Origin of the sequence: Sphingobacterium sp. UBA5639, assembly GCF_002421245.1 — a bacterium.
GTDB classification, from domain to species: Bacteria; Bacteroidota; Bacteroidia; order Sphingobacteriales; family Sphingobacteriaceae; genus Sphingobacterium; species Sphingobacterium multivorum.
In genome coordinates this window covers 377,461-397,495 of record NZ_DIJR01000029.1, presented here as the reverse complement: position 1 = coordinate 397,495, position 20,035 = coordinate 377,461, and the positions used below count along the sequence as shown (strand labels likewise).

At 40.1% G+C, this 20,035-nt stretch carries 16 protein-coding genes; 12 read left to right on the top strand and 4 right to left on the bottom strand.

Annotation, left to right across the window (positions count from 1 at the left end; translation table 11 throughout):
- Positions 1–135 precede the first annotated feature (135 nt).
- Complete coding sequence (gene era, locus B4Z90_RS18530) at positions 136–1,014, top strand: GTPase Era (RefSeq protein ID WP_070570335.1); 879 nt, start codon at positions 136–138, stop codon at positions 1,012–1,014.
- 73 nt (positions 1,015–1,087) lie between these two features.
- On the opposite strand, the gene uvrC is transcribed toward era, so the two are convergent.
- The 4 genes from uvrC to B4Z90_RS18510 all read right to left on the bottom strand — a co-directional run bounded on the left by uvrC (position 1,088) and on the right by B4Z90_RS18510 (position 7,112).
- Positions 1,088–2,887: an excinuclease ABC subunit UvrC gene (gene uvrC / locus B4Z90_RS18525; RefSeq protein ID WP_115046553.1), complete on the bottom strand. Its 1,800-nt coding sequence runs from the start codon at positions 2,885–2,887 to the stop codon at positions 1,088–1,090.
- A gap of 93 nt (positions 2,888–2,980) precedes the next feature.
- A complete protein-coding gene (locus B4Z90_RS18520) occupies positions 2,981–5,251 on the bottom strand; it encodes a penicillin-binding protein 1A (RefSeq protein ID WP_286802936.1) in 2,271 nt (756 codons plus the stop codon).
- Positions 5,252–5,491: 240 nt separating this feature from the next.
- On the bottom strand, positions 5,492–5,971 hold the full coding sequence (ispF, locus tag B4Z90_RS18515) for a 2-C-methyl-D-erythritol 2,4-cyclodiphosphate synthase (protein WP_070570337.1): 480 nt from the start codon (positions 5,969–5,971) through the stop codon (positions 5,492–5,494).
- A 322-nt stretch (positions 5,972–6,293) separates the two neighbouring features.
- Complete coding sequence (locus tag B4Z90_RS18510) at positions 6,294–7,112, bottom strand: glycogen/starch synthase (protein WP_286802935.1); 819 nt, start codon at positions 7,110–7,112, stop codon at positions 6,294–6,296.
- Positions 7,113–7,260: 148 nt separating this feature from the next.
- On the opposite strand from B4Z90_RS18510, the gene panC reads away from it, so the two are divergent.
- The 11 genes from panC (at position 7,261) to B4Z90_RS18455 (ending at position 19,989) form a co-directional block, all read left to right on the top strand.
- Positions 7,261–8,121: a pantoate--beta-alanine ligase gene (gene panC / locus B4Z90_RS18505; protein ID WP_112374937.1), complete on the top strand. Its 861-nt coding sequence runs from the start codon at positions 7,261–7,263 to the stop codon at positions 8,119–8,121.
- Positions 8,122–8,165: 44 nt separating this feature from the next.
- Positions 8,166–8,516, top strand: a complete 351-nt coding sequence (panD, locus tag B4Z90_RS18500) for an aspartate 1-decarboxylase (protein WP_070570112.1) — start codon at positions 8,166–8,168, stop codon at positions 8,514–8,516.
- A gap of 120 nt (positions 8,517–8,636) precedes the next feature.
- Positions 8,637–8,999, top strand: a complete 363-nt coding sequence (locus B4Z90_RS18495; RefSeq protein WP_070570114.1) for a hypothetical protein — start codon at positions 8,637–8,639, stop codon at positions 8,997–8,999.
- 374 nt (positions 9,000–9,373) lie between these two features.
- The gene (locus B4Z90_RS18490; protein WP_112374938.1) at positions 9,374–11,710 is read left to right on the top strand and encodes a TonB-dependent receptor; all 2,337 of its coding nucleotides are present in this window, start codon (positions 9,374–9,376) and stop codon (positions 11,708–11,710) included.
- Positions 11,711–11,724: 14 nt separating this feature from the next.
- Entirely contained in the window at positions 11,725–12,192 is a 468-nt protein-coding gene (locus B4Z90_RS18485; protein ID WP_112374939.1) for a thioredoxin family protein, read from the top strand.
- A 75-nt stretch (positions 12,193–12,267) separates the two neighbouring features.
- Entirely contained in the window at positions 12,268–12,939 is a 672-nt protein-coding gene (locus B4Z90_RS18480; protein ID WP_088163058.1) for a hypothetical protein, read from the top strand.
- Between the two features lie 202 nt (positions 12,940–13,141).
- The gene (locus tag B4Z90_RS18475) at positions 13,142–13,735 is read left to right on the top strand and encodes an FKBP-type peptidyl-prolyl cis-trans isomerase (protein WP_088163059.1); all 594 of its coding nucleotides are present in this window, start codon (positions 13,142–13,144) and stop codon (positions 13,733–13,735) included.
- Between the two features lie 1,029 nt (positions 13,736–14,764).
- The gene (locus B4Z90_RS18470) at positions 14,765–16,408 is read left to right on the top strand and encodes an NAD+ synthase (RefSeq protein ID WP_115046539.1); all 1,644 of its coding nucleotides are present in this window, start codon (positions 14,765–14,767) and stop codon (positions 16,406–16,408) included.
- A 284-nt stretch (positions 16,409–16,692) separates the two neighbouring features.
- Complete coding sequence (locus B4Z90_RS18465; RefSeq protein ID WP_286802933.1) at positions 16,693–17,265, top strand: DUF4136 domain-containing protein; 573 nt, start codon at positions 16,693–16,695, stop codon at positions 17,263–17,265.
- Positions 17,266–17,444: 179 nt separating this feature from the next.
- A complete protein-coding gene (locus B4Z90_RS18460) occupies positions 17,445–18,065 on the top strand; it encodes a 3'-5' exonuclease (protein ID WP_286802932.1) in 621 nt (206 codons plus the stop codon).
- A gap of 10 nt (positions 18,066–18,075) precedes the next feature.
- Positions 18,076–19,989 carry a DUF294 nucleotidyltransferase-like domain-containing protein gene (locus B4Z90_RS18455; protein WP_112375437.1) on the top strand — a complete coding sequence of 638 codons (1,914 nt, stop codon included), beginning with the start codon at positions 18,076–18,078 and terminating at the stop codon, positions 19,987–19,989.
- Positions 19,990–20,035 lie beyond the last annotated feature (46 nt).

The following is a 20,035-nucleotide window of genomic DNA, read 5'->3' as shown; positions in this document are numbered from 1 at the left end:
ACCAACTGCTCCACCCCGCAATATATTTTTGAACAAAATTGCTTTTTTCTTTTGAAAAAACAAGATTATGATCCTTCCGAATTGGAGTACAAAGATATATTTTGTTTCTTTGTAATCCTAATAAAATTTAGAAAAATGTCACACAAAGCAGGATTCGTAAGTATCATCGGAAAGCCAAATGCTGGTAAGTCCACCCTAATGAACGCTTTAGTGGGTGAAAAAATGTCTATCATTACACCCAAAGCGCAAACGACAAGACACCGCATTATCGGTATTGTAAACGATGAAGACCATCAAATTGTGTTTTCGGACACCCCTGGTGTCATCAAACCAAACTATTCTTTACAAGAATCGATGATGAATTTTGTCCAAGGATCGTTGATCGATGCAGACATTATTTTATTTGTGACAGATATCCACGAAAAATACGATGAGAACGATGTTCTGGAGAAATTGCGTAAAACAAATTCCCCTGTTGCCGTGCTTATCAACAAAATTGATAAATCTTCGGAAGAAGAGGTCAAGGCTAAGATTGAATTTTGGCAGGAAAAATTAAATCCAGATACCGTTTTTGCAATTTCAGCAAAATTAAATCATAATGTCGCCGCCGTGATGCACTACATCAAGGACAAGTTACCGATTCACGAAGCCTATTATGAGAAAGATGAGCTAACGGATAAATCCATGCGTTTCTTCGTCTCTGAGATGATCCGTGAAAAAGTATTCAAACTATACGATAAGGAAATCCCCTACAGTACAGAGGTAATCGTCACATCATACAAAGAAGAAGCAAATATCACACGTATTGCTGCCGAAATTATTGTAGAGCGCGACTCTCAAAAAAATATTATCATCGGAAAAGCAGGTGCCATGATCAAAAAAGTCGGTACCTATGCCCGCCAGGATATTGAAGAGTTTATCGATGGAAAAGTATTCCTCGAACTTTTTGTTAAGGTGATTCCTGACTGGAGAAGTAAAAAGAACTACCTTAAACGTTTTGGTTACGATGATTAATTCGCTTTGAAAAGTTCGTACGGAGACCTTTTTTACCGACCTCGACTGCACGAACTATTCTTCTTTTAAATTTTTACGTTGCAAAATATTCACGAAGTGCTTTAATCTGTTTCAGATTAAGCACTTTTTTTAGTTCTTCATCGGAGGCTTCCTTCACTTTTTTTACCGATTTAAACTCGGTTAACACTTTCTCAACCGTTGTTTTTCCAATACCCGGAACATTTTCCAGCTCTGAAACGAAGGTTTTGCGGCTACGTTGATTTCTGTGGAAGGTGATTCCGAAACGGTGTGCTTCATCCCGGAGATGTTGAATGACCTTGAGGGTTTCAGACTTCTTATCCAGATAAAGTGGATATTGATCACCCGGATAGAATAGCTCCTCCAGTCTTTTGGCAATGCCGATGACCGTGACTTTCCGTTCTATCCCCAACAAGCGCAGACTCTTTAAGGCTGCGCCCAGCTGCCCCTTTCCCCCATCGATAATGATCAATTGCGGCAAAGGCTGATCTTCATCCAATAATCGCCTATAGCGTCTAAAAACAGCCTCCTCCATCGTGGCAAAATCATTGGGACCCTCCACGGTTTTCACATTAAAGTGGCGGTAATCTTTCTTCGAAGGTTTTGCATCCTTAAAGACAACAATAGCCGATACGGGATAATTCCCCTGAATATTCGAGTTATCGAAACATTCAATATGTTGCGGGAGCACATTCATGCGCAGATCTTTTTGCATCTGCTTTAAGATGCGCTCCGTCCGAATATCCGGATTAAGCTTTTCATATTGCAACAGACGCTCTTTTCTAAAAAATGCCACGTTCTTTTGGGAAAGTTCCAGCAATTTTTTCTTTTCGCCCAACTTCGGAATCGTAAATCGAATCCGTTCGTTCTCTTCAATATCCAATTCAAAAGGTACGATAATTTCCCGCGAGAGGCTTTTGAAGCGCTCCCGAATCTCCGGTATGGCCAAGGCCAAAAGCTCCTGTTCACTCTCGTCCAAACGCCTTTTCATTTCGAGGGTCTGTGTCTGAATAATAACACCATTCATGACTTTCAGGTAATTGACAAAAGCGTAACCCTCGTCTGAAGCAATACTAAATACATCCACATTGGTAATGGATGAGTTGACCACCGTCGACTTGCTCTGGTAGTTGTCCAGCTTATCCAACTTGGCCTTCATTAACTGTGCCCTTTCAAAATCCAAAGCCGCTGCTGCTGTACCAATACTTTCCTTTAAACGATTGGTCACCACAGCAATCTTTCCGTTCAGAATATCCTTGATATCACTCAGGTTCTGATCGTAGTCGTCTTCGGACTGATACCCTTCGCAGGGCCCCTTACAATTTCCAATTTGATATTCAAGACAGATCTTAAACTTGCCTTTCCGTATGTTTTCCTGTGTGAGAGCCAAATTGCAGGTACGGAGGGGAAATAGTTCACGGATCAGATCCAATACAATATGCATCATCCCCACCGAAGGATAGGGGCCATAATAACGAGACCCATCCTTGATATATTGTCTGGTCCAAAAAACCCGCGGAAAAGGTTCGTTCTTGATGACAATCCATGGATAGGTTTTATCATCCTTCAACAGAACATTATACTTGGGCTTGTGTTTCTTGATTAATGAATTCTCAAGCAACCAAGCATCAATCTCTGTATCAACTATAGTAAAAGATATACGGTTGATCTTGCGAACCAAAACACGGGTTTTGCCATTCAGCTGATTTTCATTCACGAAATACGAACCGACCCGATTACGCAGATCCTTCGCTTTACCGATATAGATCAGCTCACTATTTTTATCAAAATACTGATAGACTCCCGGTCGATGTGGTATCTTTTTTAATTCTTCTCTATAATCAAATACGTCCATTACGTTCCAATATCAAACATGTTCAGCAAAAAGGCCAGACAACAAATCTCGAAAAAATTTATTATCTGGCCCAATGGTAATCGTTAAAATAACTTAGAAACCTAAGCGATCATCTTTTAGTTTAGTTGCATCTTTACCGCTTGAATCCGTAGATCCATCTTCGACATCAGAGCCACCACCGCCCCAATACTGATTACAGTCAATGACACGGGTAAGCCCACCCTGCGGTTGCTCAAAATCGCCCTTGGTATACTTCAGATTTGAATCTTTATATACTTTCTGCATATAGTACGCAAATACAGGCATCGCTGCTGCGGCCCCCTGTCCGTACTCCATCCTGTCGAAACTAATACCTCGATCTTCTGCACCGGTCCAAACCCCTGTAACCAGTTCCGGTGTGATACCGATAAACCAGGCATCTGAGTTATCGTTGGTTGTACCTGTTTTACCACCAATTGGATTGGTGAGCTTATACATCCATTGAATACGTCTCGCCGTACCTTGGGATACCACCTTTTTCAACATATCAACAATAATATAAGCAGATTCACTATTTAAGGCTTTTACGACCTTTGGTGCTTTATCATAGATCGGTGTACCATTTTTATCTTCAATACGTAAGATCGCAGTTGGCTCAATCCAGGTTCCTTGATTCACAAATGCCGAATAAGCACCCACCATATCAAAGACCGACGCTTCATAAGCACCTAATGAGATCGAAGGATAATTAGGCACATCACTTGTTATACCCATCCGTTTAGTCAATGCGGCCACTTCTGCAGCACCAACTTCGTGTACCAAATAGGCCGTCGCATAGTTTTGCGAATAAGCCAATGCCTTCGCTAAAGTAATCGGGTTCCCACCTTGTGCATTTCCTCTTGGCGTCCACCCATTATAGGTTTGTTGGTAATTGGGAATACTGTAACATGGTGAATAACCGTTGTCAATCGCCACCGCGTACGTAAATGGTTTCGCCGTCGATCCGACTTGACGTGTACCCATTTTTACCTGATCATATTTGAAGTGGTCAAAATCAATACCACCAACCCAAGCTTTGATGTGTCCGGTCTTCGGCTCCATAGACATCATCGCATTGCGCAACATGAGTTTATTGTACTTAATGGAATCCATTGGCGTCATCATCGTATCAACACTTCCCTTCCACGTAAAAATATTCATCGGAACCTTTACATTGAAAGCCTTTTTGATTGCGTCTTCATTCAAGCCCTCTTCTTTCAAAATACGGTAACGGTCAGAGCGCTTCATTCCACTCATGAGCAGTTTGGCTTTGTCGCCTTTAAAAGGATCCCTATTTTTCCATTGTGCGGAAAATTTAGACTGCAATTGCTTCATCCATTCTTTTTGCGAATCCTCTGCATATTGCTGCATCGACATATTGATCGTCGTATAGATTTTCAATCCATCACGATCGAGGTCATACGGCGTACCATCTGGTTTGGTGATGGACAATTTTGCGAATTCTTTTTTGATTTCATCCTTTAATACCGCTCTAAAATAGGGTGCCAAACCTTCACCGTAATTTGCAATCTTCAGTTCTAAACCAAGTGGTTTCTCCTTCGCTTTGTTAGCCTCCTCTGCCGAAATAAAATTAGCGGCAACCATATTGTTCAATACTGTATTACGGCGCGTACGTGATTTTTCGGGGTACCGCACAGGAGAATATGCTCCCGGGCCTTTAAGCATTCCTACCAAAAGGGCTGCTTGTTCCGCCGTCAGTTTATCCGGAGTCGTATTGAAATAAGTCCGCGCAGCGGATTTGATTCCGTAGGTATTATAAGCACCAAAGTCTACCGTATTAAAATACATGGTAATAATCTCATCTTTGGTATAATTTCTTTCCAAACGAACAGCGGTAATCCATTCCTGAAATTTTTGGATGACACGCTTTAGAAAATTCTTTTGCCGTCCATCCGAAAATAGATTCAGAGCCAGCTGTTGTGTAATGGTACTTCCCCCCTGTTTGTTACCGGTCAAGGTGTGAAAGATAACTGTAAATGTCCGTGAGTAGTCTATCCCGGAGTGATCATAAAAGCGTTTATCCTCTGTAGAAACCAATGCTTTGACCAAATAAGGCGACAATTCACTATACTTTACATTGGAACGGTTTTGGACATAATACGTTCCCAATACCTTATGATCTTCCGTGATAACTTCAGACGCTAAATTACTTTTGGGGTTTTCCAAATCACTGAAGGAGGGTAATTTTCCAAATAGGCCAAGACGTATACTCAATATAAAGAGAAAACCTATCGCGACAATCCCGACGATAATTTTCCAAAAATTGAACGTATACCGCTTGACATCAGCCTCAGTAAGTTGATTTTTTTTTGATACTCGTTTCATCTATTTACTAAATTTCAGACGTAAATATTATTCATTGTAAAGACCGCAATGCAGAGACCATTTTTCCAACCGCAGTTGCATTTTGCAAACTTGGATAGGGCATCATTTTGATCTTTAAAGACTTCAATTAAGACATTAATGCACACTCTATCAGATAGTGTGCCAAGAATCCCTACTTTGGCAAAGGTATTACTAATTGGGCCAAAAGCAAGAATTTAAACGTGAAAATATTGTGGCGAACTACGCGCGTTCAATCAAGCAAACCGCATAGGCAACCACCCCTTCCTGACGACCGATAAATCCCATCGTTTCATTTGTTGTTGCTTTAATAGAGATGTCATCGATATCCAAACCCGTTGCTTCAGCCAGTTTAACCTTCATTTGTGGAATATAGGGTTTGATCTTAGGAGCTTCGAGACACAGCATCGCATCAATATTGCCAAGCGTATATCCCTTCGCAGCAATCAGCGCCATACATTCTTTTAACAACAATAAGCTACTAATGCCTTTCCAGCGCATATCTGTATTTGGAAAGTGGTAGCCAATATCTTCTAAATTGGCAGCGCCCAAAATGGCATCACATATCGCATGGACCAACACATCGGCATCAGAATGCCCAAAGGCACCAGCATGATGCTCCAATTGCACTCCACCAACAATAAATGGATGACCTTCTTTCATCTGATGGACATCAAATCCAAATCCTACCTTAATTTTCATGACACGAATTATATACAATAAAATACAGCCAATGTATGCTATTTGATAACCTAACCTATGAGGTATAGATCAAAACCGATTCATCTTCGCTGAGATTCCCTGGTATGAACATCTAAAATCATTGACAGATTACTGCGAAGATAGCAATTCGCAGCTATATTTATTGCGACAAAAGGTTTCTGGCAGGTAGCGCAACGAAAATCATTGAAATAACGGTTCGACCAGAAGAAAAAGAGTCGCATAAAAAAAAGGCTATCCTTGAGAATAGCCTTTTTCTATATTATTGTCTGTTTGTTTTTCGAAACGCTTCGAAAGGTAAAGCTTAAGCTTCTACTTCTTCTGGCGCAAACTGATCATATACTTCTCCAAAAGCATCGTAGTCCTGATCGCCATTAGGCTCAAAAACCTGAATATCTTTTGATCGAGCAAAATCAACTATTTCCGTGTTGACATTTTCGTCAGCGACAACCACCATATCGGTAAAATGCAAAGCACCTTTGTAGATCGCCTCATAACTACCATCGCCGTACACCTGCGCATCCGCAGCCTTAAAGGAGCCCTCGGGCGCCATTTCAGCATACTTTGTACCTAATGTACCTTTAAATTCTTCATTGAACAAAGAGTACATCACTTTTGCATCCTTGAATGTAGGATCGTCTTTATACGTTGTCTTCAAGTAAGCCGGTACCAAAGCAGAGAACCATCCATGACAGTGTACTACATCAGGGGACCAACCTAATTTCTTCACAGTTTCCAATGCTCCTTTACAGAAGAACACCGAACGCTCATTATTGTCTGCAAAGAATTCGCCATGCTCATCACTAAAAACTTTTTTACGCTGAAAGTAGTCTTCATTATCCAAGAAATATACCTGCATACGGGCCGCAGGTAATGAAGCAACTTTAATAATTAGCGGATTATCATTATTATCCACAACAATGTTCAAGCCTGAAAGACGAATAACCTCATGTAATCTATTTCGACGCTCATTGATATTCCCAAAACGCGGCATTAAGATCCGGATCTCAAAACCCTTTTCTTGCATCGCTTGCGGAAGTTGACGTGTAATTTCAGAAATTTTAGTTAATTCGAGGAAAGGCGACATCTCGTGAGTAATAAACAATATCTTCGTTTTTGCCATCTCCAGTTATTTTTATTTATTATTTTCGAACAGTAAAATCGGTCTACAAAGGTACGAAAAAAATACTTACTATGCAATTTACTATTAATCATCGTTTTATATTCCCAAAATATTATGCACCTTTGCCAACAAAAAACTAAATAGCAAAGTGGAAATTTTCAAAACGAAAGCATCTCTCCAAGCATACCTGCAAGAAGCCCGATCAACAGGTCAAAAAATCGCCCTAATCCCTACGATGGGCGCTTTACATGAAGGACATTTATCCCTATTAAATTATGCAAAACCGATCAGTGATATTCGTGTTTGCAGCATTTTTGTAAACCCCACACAATTTAACGATCCGAAAGATCTCGAAAAATATCCACGGCCCATTGAAAACGACATCAGATTACTGGAATCCGTTGATTGCGACATTCTTTTCTTACCAAGTGTTGATGAGATGTACCCCGATAAAAATGAGGCCTGGCATCTCGATCTTGGCGAACTGGACCAAATTTGGGAAGGTGAAAGACGCCCCGGCCATTTCCAAGGAGTCACGCAGGTGGTCTATAAATTATTTACATTGGTACAACCGGATATTGCTTGTTTCGGGCAGAAAGATTTTCAGCAGGTCATGGTTATTAAACGCATGATAGCCATGAAGGATCTCGCGATTCAATTGGCGATATGTCCTATCATTAGAGACCAAGACGGCCTAGCACTGAGCTCTAGAAACGCGCGCTTAAGTGAAGCTGGAAAAAGAACAGCTTTGGCACTCTCCCGTTCTCTGCAATTCGTAAAAGATCATATACATGACCCTATCCCACTAGCGGAAATAAAAGACAAAGCCCTGCAGATTTTAACAGACACCGATGGGCTTAGCGTTGAATACTTTGCGCTATGTGAAAGTTCAACGTTAAAAGAAGTCAACCACATCGATTTCAGCAAGCAGCATGTCGCACTTGTCACTGGCTGGGTTGAAGGTGTCCGTTTGATTGATAATATGATTCTGAATAATTTGTCAAATTAATTGACAAATCTTTCAAATTCAGCAGAAAGCCCTACCTTTGCGCCATGGTAATAGAAGTAATGAAATCCAAGATTCACCGCGTTAAAGTCACACAAGCGGAATTGAATTATGTGGGTAGTATCACAATAGATGAAGATTTGATGGATGCCGCAAATATCATCGCTAACGAGAAAGTTCAAATCGTAAACAACAATAATGGAGCCCGTCTTGAAACATACGTCATCCCAGGTCAACGTGGATCAGGTATTATCTGTTTGAATGGTGCTGCGGCTCGCCTGGTTCAAGTTGGCGATATCGTCATCATTATTTCCTACGCGAACATGGACTTTGAAGAAGCTAAGCAGTTTAAACCTTCCGTTGTATTTCCAGACGACAACAATCATCTGATTAAATAATCAGGAAGCAAGTTAAGCTTAGCACATAGAAACTTTATAATTTTTTAATGAGTGGATCACGAATACTCACAAAATAAAATCGTATTTTTGAAGCGTTACCCTAAAAAGTAGCGCTTTTTTATGTACCGAAAAACAACAAAATCCCCACGTCAGCTTATCGCATTATGCCAATTGGTATTAATGTCGCTGATTATTATTTCGGGTGTTGTTTTTATGCACAAGGAGGTAAAATCAACCGGTGAAATTGTCATGCACACCCACCCTTATGATTTTACAAAAAAACAAAAGCCGCAAGAAACAGATGACCAGATCGAATACCTCAATGTCATCTATCACAATACCTACGTACAAACCGAATTTACCGTCCTTGAACTTCCTATTCCGCGTGAAGTAAAAGAAGAGCATTATAATTCATTTTGTCCGGAGGCGATCACCACAACGATCGATCATTACCACTTACGTGGTCCCCCCAGCTTAGCATAAACCAAAAATCAAAGATTTCGAGGGCCTGTCCCTAGTTCCATAACGATCAAACGAACTTGGTGCAAACAAGTAAGAGATTACGTATGTGCTAAATCGCTTGGCTCCAGAACGACAGCATGAAATACCGCTATCAATATATCATCTTTGATCCCATTTTTATTTGCCTCTTCTTTGAGAATTGTCCCTGTTACAATAGCGAACTTTCGCTGAATACTGTTACGATGGTTTCAGTGAGCTCATCGGCATACATTACCTTGTCGGAAACAAGCTATTACCCTGCTTCCGATAAGACGCAATGCCTTGAACGCCGTTCATAACGAGGAACAGATCATGTTATACGAGGCCTGTATTTTTAAAATTTTCATAAAATTACGATGCTAAAGCAATACACTTTACTGGCCACATTACTGGTTGGTACATCCACTATATACGCCCAATCAAAACTTGAAGGCTACTTATTCAACAAAAACCATGAGGCGGTTCCCTCTGGTACACTGACTTTAAAAAACAGCAAGCTCGCAACTACATCCGATCCAAACGGGTACTTTAAGCTATCCGCCATACCAACGCAAAAAGTAACCTTAAATATATCGGCAGTGGGCTATCGCTCCTTCAGCAAAGTCATCTCTTTAGACACGTTGAAGTCGCCTTTGCAAATTCAACTGGAAGAAGACAACCTCAATTTGGATGAGGTCGTTGTTTCGGCTACACGCTATGGCGTCAAACGTAAGGACGCCCCCGTGGTTGTCAATGTCATAGGGCCTAAATTATTTAATGCAACACAATCTGTTGCCATGTCGGAAACATTGAATTATCAGCCGGGTGTACGGGTAGAAAACAATTGCCAGAATTGCGGCTTTTCACAAGTCCGCCTGAATGGCCTCGAAGGCCCCTATTCACAAATATTGATCAACAGTAGGGCGGTATTTTCCGCATTAAATATCGTGTATGGATTGGATCAGATTCCAACAAGTATGATCGATCGTATTGAGGTTGTGCGCAGTGGTGGTTCGGCATTATTTGGTGCCAATGCGATCGCTGGAACAATCAATATTATTACAAAAGATCCGGTAGAAAACGACTGGCAAGTAAAATCCACCAACTCACTCATTGGCGGCAAAAGCTGGGATAATACAGTGGATTTTAATACCTCCACCGTTTCGGAAGACCTCAAAAGAGGAGCCACATTCTACGGTATGCACCGTAATCGGGAAGCTTACGATGCGAATGGTGATGGTTTTTCGGAAATAACCAAACTTCGTAACACCACGTTCGGCACAAAATTATTTTACAAGCCGAGTGACCTGGATAAGATAACGGTGGACTTTAGCACCGTGAACGAGTTCCGCCGCGGTGGTGATCAACTCGATAAAGTACCGCACCTGACGCAGATCACCGAGCAGTTGGAAACCAGTTCGCTTGTTGGCGGAATCACATACGATCACTATTCCACAGATTATAAGCAAAAAATGTCGTTGTATGGCTCTATACAGAAAACTGTTCGCGACAGCTACTATGGCGGTCTTGGGGGCGGAACAACCCTTGCGGACAGCACATTAGCAGCAAATGCCTATGGAAAAACGAATGATATTGCGCTAGTTGCCGGGGGACAATATACCTACAACTTTGAAAGAGATGTATTTACTGCCGGAGTGGAGTTTTCATACAACAATACCCAGGATGAAATACCAGGTTATAAACGAACCATTGATCAGCAGAACAAAGGACTAGGCAGTTATGCCCAATACGAATGGAAGCCTTTAAGCAATTTTAAAACGTTAATCGGAGCGCGATATGATTACACCTATGTTGACGGTAAATATAGTCTTGCAGGTATAAACCGAAACTCGGATCAGCGCTTCGGCACCTTTAGCCCACGGTTGACCATCTTATACGATATCACAAAAGACCTTCAATTTAGAGGCGGCTATGCACGTGGCTTCCGCGCACCACAAGCATTTAATGAAGACATGCACGTCACTTCCATTGGCGGAAACCAAGTATTTGTATTGATCGGTGAAAATCTGAAAACAGAATACTCCAATGCGTATACAGGTTCTTTTAGCTACAATAAAAATTTCGGAAATGTACAAACCAGTTTGCTCGTGGAGGGATTTTACACGGATCTAAATAATCAGTTTGTCAACGTCATGGCGTCTGAAAAAGACGGATTGATTATCCAGGAAATGCAAAATGGTGAAGGGGCCCGGGTGTATGGTTCTAATATTGAAATCAATATCGCGCCATCCTCCTGGTTTTCTATCCAAACCGGCGGGACGATCCAGCGCTCACGTTACAAGAAAGACCAAATCATCTATACAGGAAAAGAAGATGGGCAGGATATCCTCACCAAAAAATATGTCCGTACGCCCAACATTTATGGTTATTTGAATAGCAACCTGAAAGCAACCAAACAATTTGCGATCGATCTGACTGGAGTATATACGGGAAAAATGATTGTTCCACACATTCAAAATGATGTGATGACCCTTAAAAATGCCCGGGACTTTGTGGAATTAAATCTCCGCCTAGGGTATACCTTTCCAATACATAAAGATTTCAGCATTGAAATTTTTGGGGGTGTACAAAACATGTTCAATGCTTTTCAGAAGGACTTTGACAAGGGAGCGCTACGTGATTCAGATTATATCTACGGTCCAACACGCCCTCGAACTTATACATTTGGCCTTCGTGTTGGTCATTTTCATTAACATGGATTTGGGATATGAAGCATTTCCAAAAAATATATGTGCTCTTAATCCTATTCTTTTATCCGCTCTGTTCTCAAGGACAGGAGCGGATAAATTGGATTGATTTTGCACAACTGGATTCACTCCTGAATGTTTCTCCGCGCGAAACGCTCCTCTTTATTCATACGGATTGGTGTAGCTATTGCCGGAAAATGGAACAGGAAATCTTTACAAAAAAGGAGATTGTCCAATTAATCAACAAGCGCTACTACGCCGTTCATTTAGATGCAGAATCTATCGATGAGATTGCTTTTGATCGAAGCATATGGAAGCCCTTAAAGAAAAGAAAAAAAACAGGACAATTCCATCCTTTAGCTTTGCAATTGCTACAAGGGAGAAAAATGATTTTCCCAACTCTCCTACGTTTTGACAGTGAATTTCGGCTAAAAAACATACAACAAAAATACTTGAACTCAAAGGAGTTAGCTATTTTTTTAGAATAATTTAACATTTACGTGTAGCGAACTCCATTATTCCTGCGTTTTGGATTTTATAATTAATACACACTTTAAGAAATTATGAAAAATATCACGAAATTATTAATGGCGTTTTTGTGTCTTGGGGTTCTTTTTACAGCTTGTAATAAAGATAATATCGATTATGATGCATTGAATAGACAACAAATAGAAGCTGCTAGAAAAGAAAAAGCACGCAGGGATTCCCTATTAAGAATACAAGCACCTCTTTTAGAGCAATACGCCAAAACCAAATGGAAAGAAAATGCACGGTTTTCCGACTCTACAGGAATCTGGTACAAAGTAGAGCTTGCAACAGATAACTCAACACCATATAGTTATACAGGAAGTATCGGCTATTATGGTCCACAAGCAAACGCGTGGTCTGCAACCTTAAACTTCAAAGGCGAACTGATGGATGGAACTGTGTTCGACAAAAATACAGATGGTGTTCCTAAAGTTTATGACGACATTCGCGTTGCCATAAAAACTTATGGCCAAGCATGGGTGCAAGCATTTATTCCTACCATTATTAATATCCAAGGTCAAGATGTAAGATTTGAAGGTTTATTACAAAAAGGATTGCAAAAAGGAGACAAAATAAGCTTTATTGCTCCTTCTTACTATTCTTTTGATCAAGTAGAATATACAACAGGAAGCGAAAAGGTAACTGTTCCTAAAAATACACCAGTAGTATACACCATCGACCTAAAAGCTGTTGGTGCTGTTAAATAAAAAATAAAAACAATGCATTCATCGAAGCCGTTCTCCTCGTGAGAATGGCTTTTTTGTAAGTACACGTTCAGAAGTGTAAATTAATGTATCAAAATGTTAATTGTTATAGCGAAAACCTTTAACGAAGAAAAAATAATATACATTTGCAAAGCTACTTTCATAAAGAAAATAGCTTTTCCTTGAAAAACCAATAAAAAATATAATGAAAAAACTGTTATCACCACTATTCATGGGAATTGCAGCAATCGCTTTCCTTATTATCAGCTGTAACAAAAGCGACGATGCGCCGGTTTATGATGCGAATGCACAATTTAAAACGGATTCTGTAACACTTAAAAATTACGTTAGCCAAAATTACCCCGATGCACAATACAACAGCGAAACGGGAATTTGGTATGAAATTCTTGCCGAAGGAACAGGGAACTATGAATATAAAGTGGTTGACACATTAAATGGCAAATACTTAAAATTTAAACCGACGGTAAAATACGTTGGAAAATTATTGAGTGGAAGTGTATTTGATCAAACTGATACGGCCAAAGAATTTGAAATCATCACAAACACGGGGTATCAATATCCATTTTATAGCACCATTATTCCTGCTTGGACCTTCGCATTTGCACCACAAAAAATCGGTGACATGAAATTGGGCGGCTTAACGGAAAAAGGTCTACAAAAAGGCAGTAAAATTCACATCATGGCACCTTCCCTTTATGGATACCAAAACCAGGCTGTGGGAACTATTCCGGCAAACTCCCCATTGGATTTTGTCATTGAAGTTACAGATATCAAATAATTATCGCCCCTTCTGAAGCAATAAAGCATAAAAGCTCCTAAAATGATCTCATTTTAGGAGCTTTTTAGTTCAAAGAGGTTTTCAACATAAACCTTCACAGCATCATTGCCTCATATCGACCCCTCTCTACAGGGAAATATGCTCCCACAATCTCTTCAAACTAAGAAATAAGGATTGATCTGTTTATCGGACGATAGTTTTAGTGTTTCCAAAATTATCCAAAAACTCAAAAGTAAGATCGATATTAATACTGATATATCTTGATACCTACTTATACCTAATAATAATTTTTAATCAATTTTTAAACAGTGATCAGTCACTAGTAATTCAGTGTTCACTGAGCAATCACTGAACAAGCACTGAACGATCACTGAACAAGTACTGTCTAAAGAGTTAATTTGGTCACTATCTAATTCTAATTTTTCTGTAGAAAAAATGAAAGAGAAAAAAGAAAGGCGCTATACTTAAGTAACAAAAGGATCGCTGCTGTGCGGTAATGGTATGATCCGAAAACAACACTTTAAATTAATTAAACCAAGGAGGAAATTGAAACACCACTCGAAACAGGATTTTAGAAAAAATAAAAGCTCGAAGTGGGGAACTCCGAGCTTTACCTAACCAATTATTAACCTAAATTATGAAAAGTTCTTTATATATTATTTTTAATATCTTTCGTTTCTTTTGATATATCAAAGGTACTACAGATCTGCTTTCATGTCAAGAAATTTAACAGCATTTAACGTTGTTAAAATTATGTTAAAACAATTTAGCACATTCAATATCGTCACGCGTTGTAAAAAACATACATCTACAACGATAGCAGCTTAACAGATCGACTCAACATGGACTGACTGTGCATTCATTCCACTTACAGGCCATAACTGGTAATACGATGTGCTTCAATTGATCGGAAGATAATTTAGCGCTTTTATTCGACCAAGGGCGGTCTGAGTATCAAAAAAAAGAAATAAATTTGTGAGAAGATCCGACATCAATTGGTATCTTATTTAGTTAGACGATTAATAGCATATGAAAATAGCTTTAGCACAATTGAATTACCATATCGGTAATTTTGAAGCAAATACTAAAAAAATAATTAGCGCGATCCAACAGGCCAAAGAAGCAACGGCCGATCTTATTATTTTCGCCGAACTCGCGATTGGTGGTTATCCTGCCAAGGATCTTTTGCGAAGTAAGGCCTTTAAACGTCAATGCGATGAAGCTATTCATCAAATCGCTGCTCATTGTCAGGATATCGCCTGTATCATCGGAGCCCCCGTCAAAAACAGCGATCCTGAGGGCAAAGAGCTTTATAATACCGCTGTATTTATTGAGCATGGGGCAGTCCGAAACATTGTTAAAAAAGGCCTTTTGCCCGATTACGATGTATTTGATGAATATCGTTATTTTGAACCCAGCAGACGTTTTGATTGTATCGAGTTGAAAGGCGTAAAAATCGCCTTAACCATATGTGAAGATTTGTGGGATGATGACGACGGGGGCAATTCTTACGTTGGTGATCCCATGGCGGAATTGAGAAAAGAAAATCCAGACCTCCTCATCAACATTGCGGCCTCCCCTTTTTCCTATACCCATTTTGATGAACGGATCAAGGTACTCAGCCAACAGGTAACAAAGTCTGGCAGACCGCTCATTTATGTCAATCAAATTGGTGCTCACATGGATATTATCTTTGACGGCCGCTCAATCGCCCTGAATAATGAAGGAACAAAAATTGCTGAACTAAAAAGCTTTGAAGAAGATCTTCAATTTGTCACTTATCATCAACGAAATATAACCTCCACCACAGCATCTTCGAAAGAGTCTATTGCTGAGATGGCTCTTATACATGATGCATTGATCCTCGGGCTACGTGATTATTTTCAAAAATCTGGTTTCAAGAAGGCGGTTTTAGGTTTGTCCGGTGGGCTAGATTCGGCCTTAGTTGCTGCTTTGGCCTGCGAGGCTCTGGGTGCCGATAATGTATTAGCCATTCTGATGCCATCGGTCTACTCTTCCGACCATTCGATAAAAGATGCGATGGATCTCGTCAACAATACCGGTTGCAAACATTATATCGTTCCGATCAAAGATATTGCCAATGCCTTCGAACATAGTTTAGCTCCTCTTTTTGAAGGGCTGCAGCCAGATACGACTGAAGAGAATATTCAAGCGCGCGCACGTGCGGTAATTCTGATGGCCGCTTCCAATAAATTCGGCAATATTTTACTCAATACATCCAACAAAAGTGAGGCTGCTGTAGGATATGGTACACTCTATGGTGATATGGCAGGTTCCATCTCTGTAATCGGTGATGTTTACAAATCCAAAGCCTATGATTTAGCGCGCTATATCAATCGAGAAAGGGAGATCATTCCAGTCAATACCATTGAAAAAGCGCCTTCTGCGGAACTTCGGCCCGATCAAAAAGATTCGGACTCCTTACCAGAATACGACCTCTTGGATCAAATCCTCTTTGAACTCATCGAAAATGAGAAAGCGGGATCTGAGGTTGTAGCAATGGGCTTTGAAAAATCGTTAGTAGAAAGGGTATGTAAATTGGTTAATAATGCGGAATTCAAACGTTTTCAAGCTCCTCCCATCCTGCGTATTAGTCCAAAAGCTTTTGGTCCAGGAAGGCAGATTCCGTTGGTGGCAAAATATCCTTATTAATTTTACAATTCGGATTAAACCATATTTATAGTTTTTTGTCTAAAGCAATAGATTGTAAAATCAAAAAGGATGGTAGCATCCCGGACGATAAAAAAACAATTGCCATGAAGACCGTCAACTGTACTATTTTTACAATTGAAAGGTATGCGGATAAAGAATAAAAACAAATTAGTTAAATAAATATAAGTTCCATATAGGCCATGAACCATCATGAGTGTGGTTGTCCAATGCAGCGACAAAATACTCATGGTAGATTCATCACAGTTGATAAATAAATTACTACGATGAAAAAGATTCTATTATTTTTGGTGCTTTGCGTCGCACTCGCATCATGTTCGTCTTATCAATACAATACCACTCGGGTAGAAAAGATGGATTTTACTCCTTTCAAGACCTATGCTTGGTTACCTCCGGTAGACTCGCTTTCGAAGTCTTATTTTGACAACGATATCGCCAAAGCTAATATCCTGGATGCTGCGAATACTGCGCTGGAGGCAAAGGGCCTACAATATTCTAAAGATAATCCTGATTTACTATTTCGGTATATTACCATTGTCAACAATAAAAGCCGTTTGGTCTATGGCGGCGGCGGTTATTACGGATGGGGGGGCCCCTGGGGCTGGTACCGTCCATGGTTTTCACCATATTACTATGGCGGCGGTTATTACCCAGTTGCAAAAGAACGCTATCGTTATGGCCATTTGATTATAGAAGCCATCGATCGTAAAACAAAAGCAGTGATCTGGCAGGCACGTGGTTCTGGCGATGTTGACAATCCAGAAAAAGCAATTAATAACATCAGCAAGGTTGCAAAAGGTGTTATTGATTTGTTCCCTGTGAAGACGTTAAAGAAATAAGAGATATTCTTATTTTAAAAAAGGCTGATTTACAAAATAAATCAGCCTTTTTAGTGTAACTAAAATTATTAGATAGCATCAGTGCCCTCCCTGCCCTCCCACAGCAAAAATATAAGCTGATTTACCATCTTTCCTCGGCAAATTTTGATTACTTTTAATTATTAATTACCGACAATTCATTGAAAAAATATTTGCTATTCTTAGATACGGAAACATCTGGTTTACCGAAAAAGTGGAACAAGAGTTACATGGACGGTGATAATTGGCCCCACATCTTGCAACTGGCTTGGATCATTTATGACGAAGAGCAACATGAAGTTAAACGAACCAATAAATATATTTATGAGCCGTTAATACCAATCAGTCCTGCATCAGAACAGATTCATGGATTGACACCGCCTTTTCTAATGAAATATGGTGAGAAGAAAAAAGACGTATTACGGAAATTCAGTCATGACATCAAAAAATATAAGCCCCAGCTTATCGGGCATTTTCTTTCATTCGACCTGCAGGTATTAGCGGCCGAATTCTATCGATCCAACTTGGCTATTCCATTTCATAACTTAGCATATTTTTGCACCTTGTTGCATAGCAAAAAATACGTTCGGAATCCAAATATGGTGCATCTCCCGCTTTCATCGCTGCATGATACTCTATTTGCGAGTCCAGCCACAGAAATGCACAATGCTGAAAAAGATGCTGAAATTACTGCTAAATGCTATTTTGAAATGATTCGAAAAGATGAATTATCCGAGCAGGACATACAAAATCAGCAAGCTGAATTCGAAAACATCTGTTAATGTAACTTCCATGAAAAACCCCGACGCTATACTACGCCTACTGAAATCGACTCAGCCATTTCAAATTCTGCCCGAAACCCTACAATTGAGTATCGTCGACAGATTCAATGAACATCGTTTTTCCAAAGATACCTTAGTTTATCGGCAGAACATTACCGACATGGATGGTGTTGATTTAATCCTCGAAGGTGAATATGAAACGTTCTTTCTGGATGTTTCTGATAATAAACGATTGGTCGAGATACACCATAAGCCGTATTGTTTTGGTGGAATATCGGTCTTATTAAACCGAACAAAAGCACTCAAGTCTGTTATCGCCAAAAAAGGTACAATTATTTATCGTTTACCCCGAAAAGACTTTATTGAGTTGTGTAATGCGAATGAAGAGTTTTTCCATTTTTTCACCAATTCCTTTGGAAAAAGAATGTTAGATGAGGAGTTTTCTCATTTTGTGAAGTCGCCAGCTTCCTTTGAGGAAAGCTACTTTGCGGCAGACCAACTCTATTCGCGCAAAATTGAGCATATTACCTATAAAGATATCGTATCCTGTACACCCGATACCCCCATCTTTGAGGCTGCACAGACCATGGCGAAACACAAGGTAAGCTGCATATTTATTAAAAAGGAGGAGCAGATTCTCGGCTATGCAACCGATATTACCTTAAGAGACAATGTCGTGGCCCAGCAGATTCCGGCAACGCAATCTATCGCGCAGGTTATGGATAACCCCATTGTCAGTATTTCCGATCAGGCCTATCTTTACGAGGCGGTACTGATGATGTTCCGCACGAAATCGAGGTATCTCCTTGTCGAGAAGGCGGGCAATTATATCGGTTTCCTTAGTCGAAATCGGCTATTGAGTGAACAGGGGCAGTCTCCGCTCGTATTCATTCAATCGGTTAAACTCGCCGAAACGCTGGATGAGTTGCGTGAAAAATGGAATAATGTTCCCGAGATTATTCACCAATTGCTCGGTAGGGGTGTAAATGCCGAGATTGCGAACCAGGTCATCACGACCGTTGCCGACAGTATTGCCCTTAAAGTAATTGAAAAAGTGATCGGGGAAATGGGCGAGCCACCCGCCAAATTTGTGTTTATGGTAACGGGCAGCGAAGGAAGGAAAGAACAAACGCTAATGACCGACCAAGATAACGCCATTATTTATGAAGATAAAGCAAACGAACAACGGGAGCTCGTACGCGCGTATTTCCTCAATTTTGCCAGTCGCGTGTCGGATCATCTCAATACCATCGGTTTTAGCTACTGTACCGGTGGATATATGGCCAGTAATCCCGAATGGACACATTCGCTGTCGCATTGGAAGAAAAATTACAAGAAATGGATTGAAGAGAGCATCCCCGAGAATGCGATTAAATTTTCGACCTTCTTCGACTGTAGGCGATTATATGGTGACCAGGGCATTATTGATCAACTCAAAGAATTTCTCAATATTGAGCTACAAAAACCCAACGAGCGTTTTTTTACGTTCATTGCAAAGAATGCGCTGCAATATGAACCGCCGCTCACATTTTTCAAGGCAATAAAAACGCAAACAATAGGTTCTTCTGAAGTCTTCAATATCAAGAAAGCGATGACACCCATTGTTGACTTAGTCCGGGTTTACGCACTGCAAAACAGAATTTATGAAGAAAATACCGGTGGTAGGTTGAAACAGCTCCTTGAATTGGGCATCTTCACACAAGAACAGTACGAGGAATTAAATCAATCCTATTATTACCTGATGTCGATCCGTTTAAAAAATCAGGCCAACCAGATCCGTATCGCTAAACTGGCGCCCAACAATTATGTACCTATCGATAGCTTAACCAATATCGAAAAGGCGACAATTAAAGAGATCTTCAAAACAATCCATAATTTTCAACTCGGTATTAAGCTGAAATTCACTAGCAATTTATTTGGTTAAGTACCTTATTGCCATATAAAGGCAATAAGGTACGAAGATCAGCGCT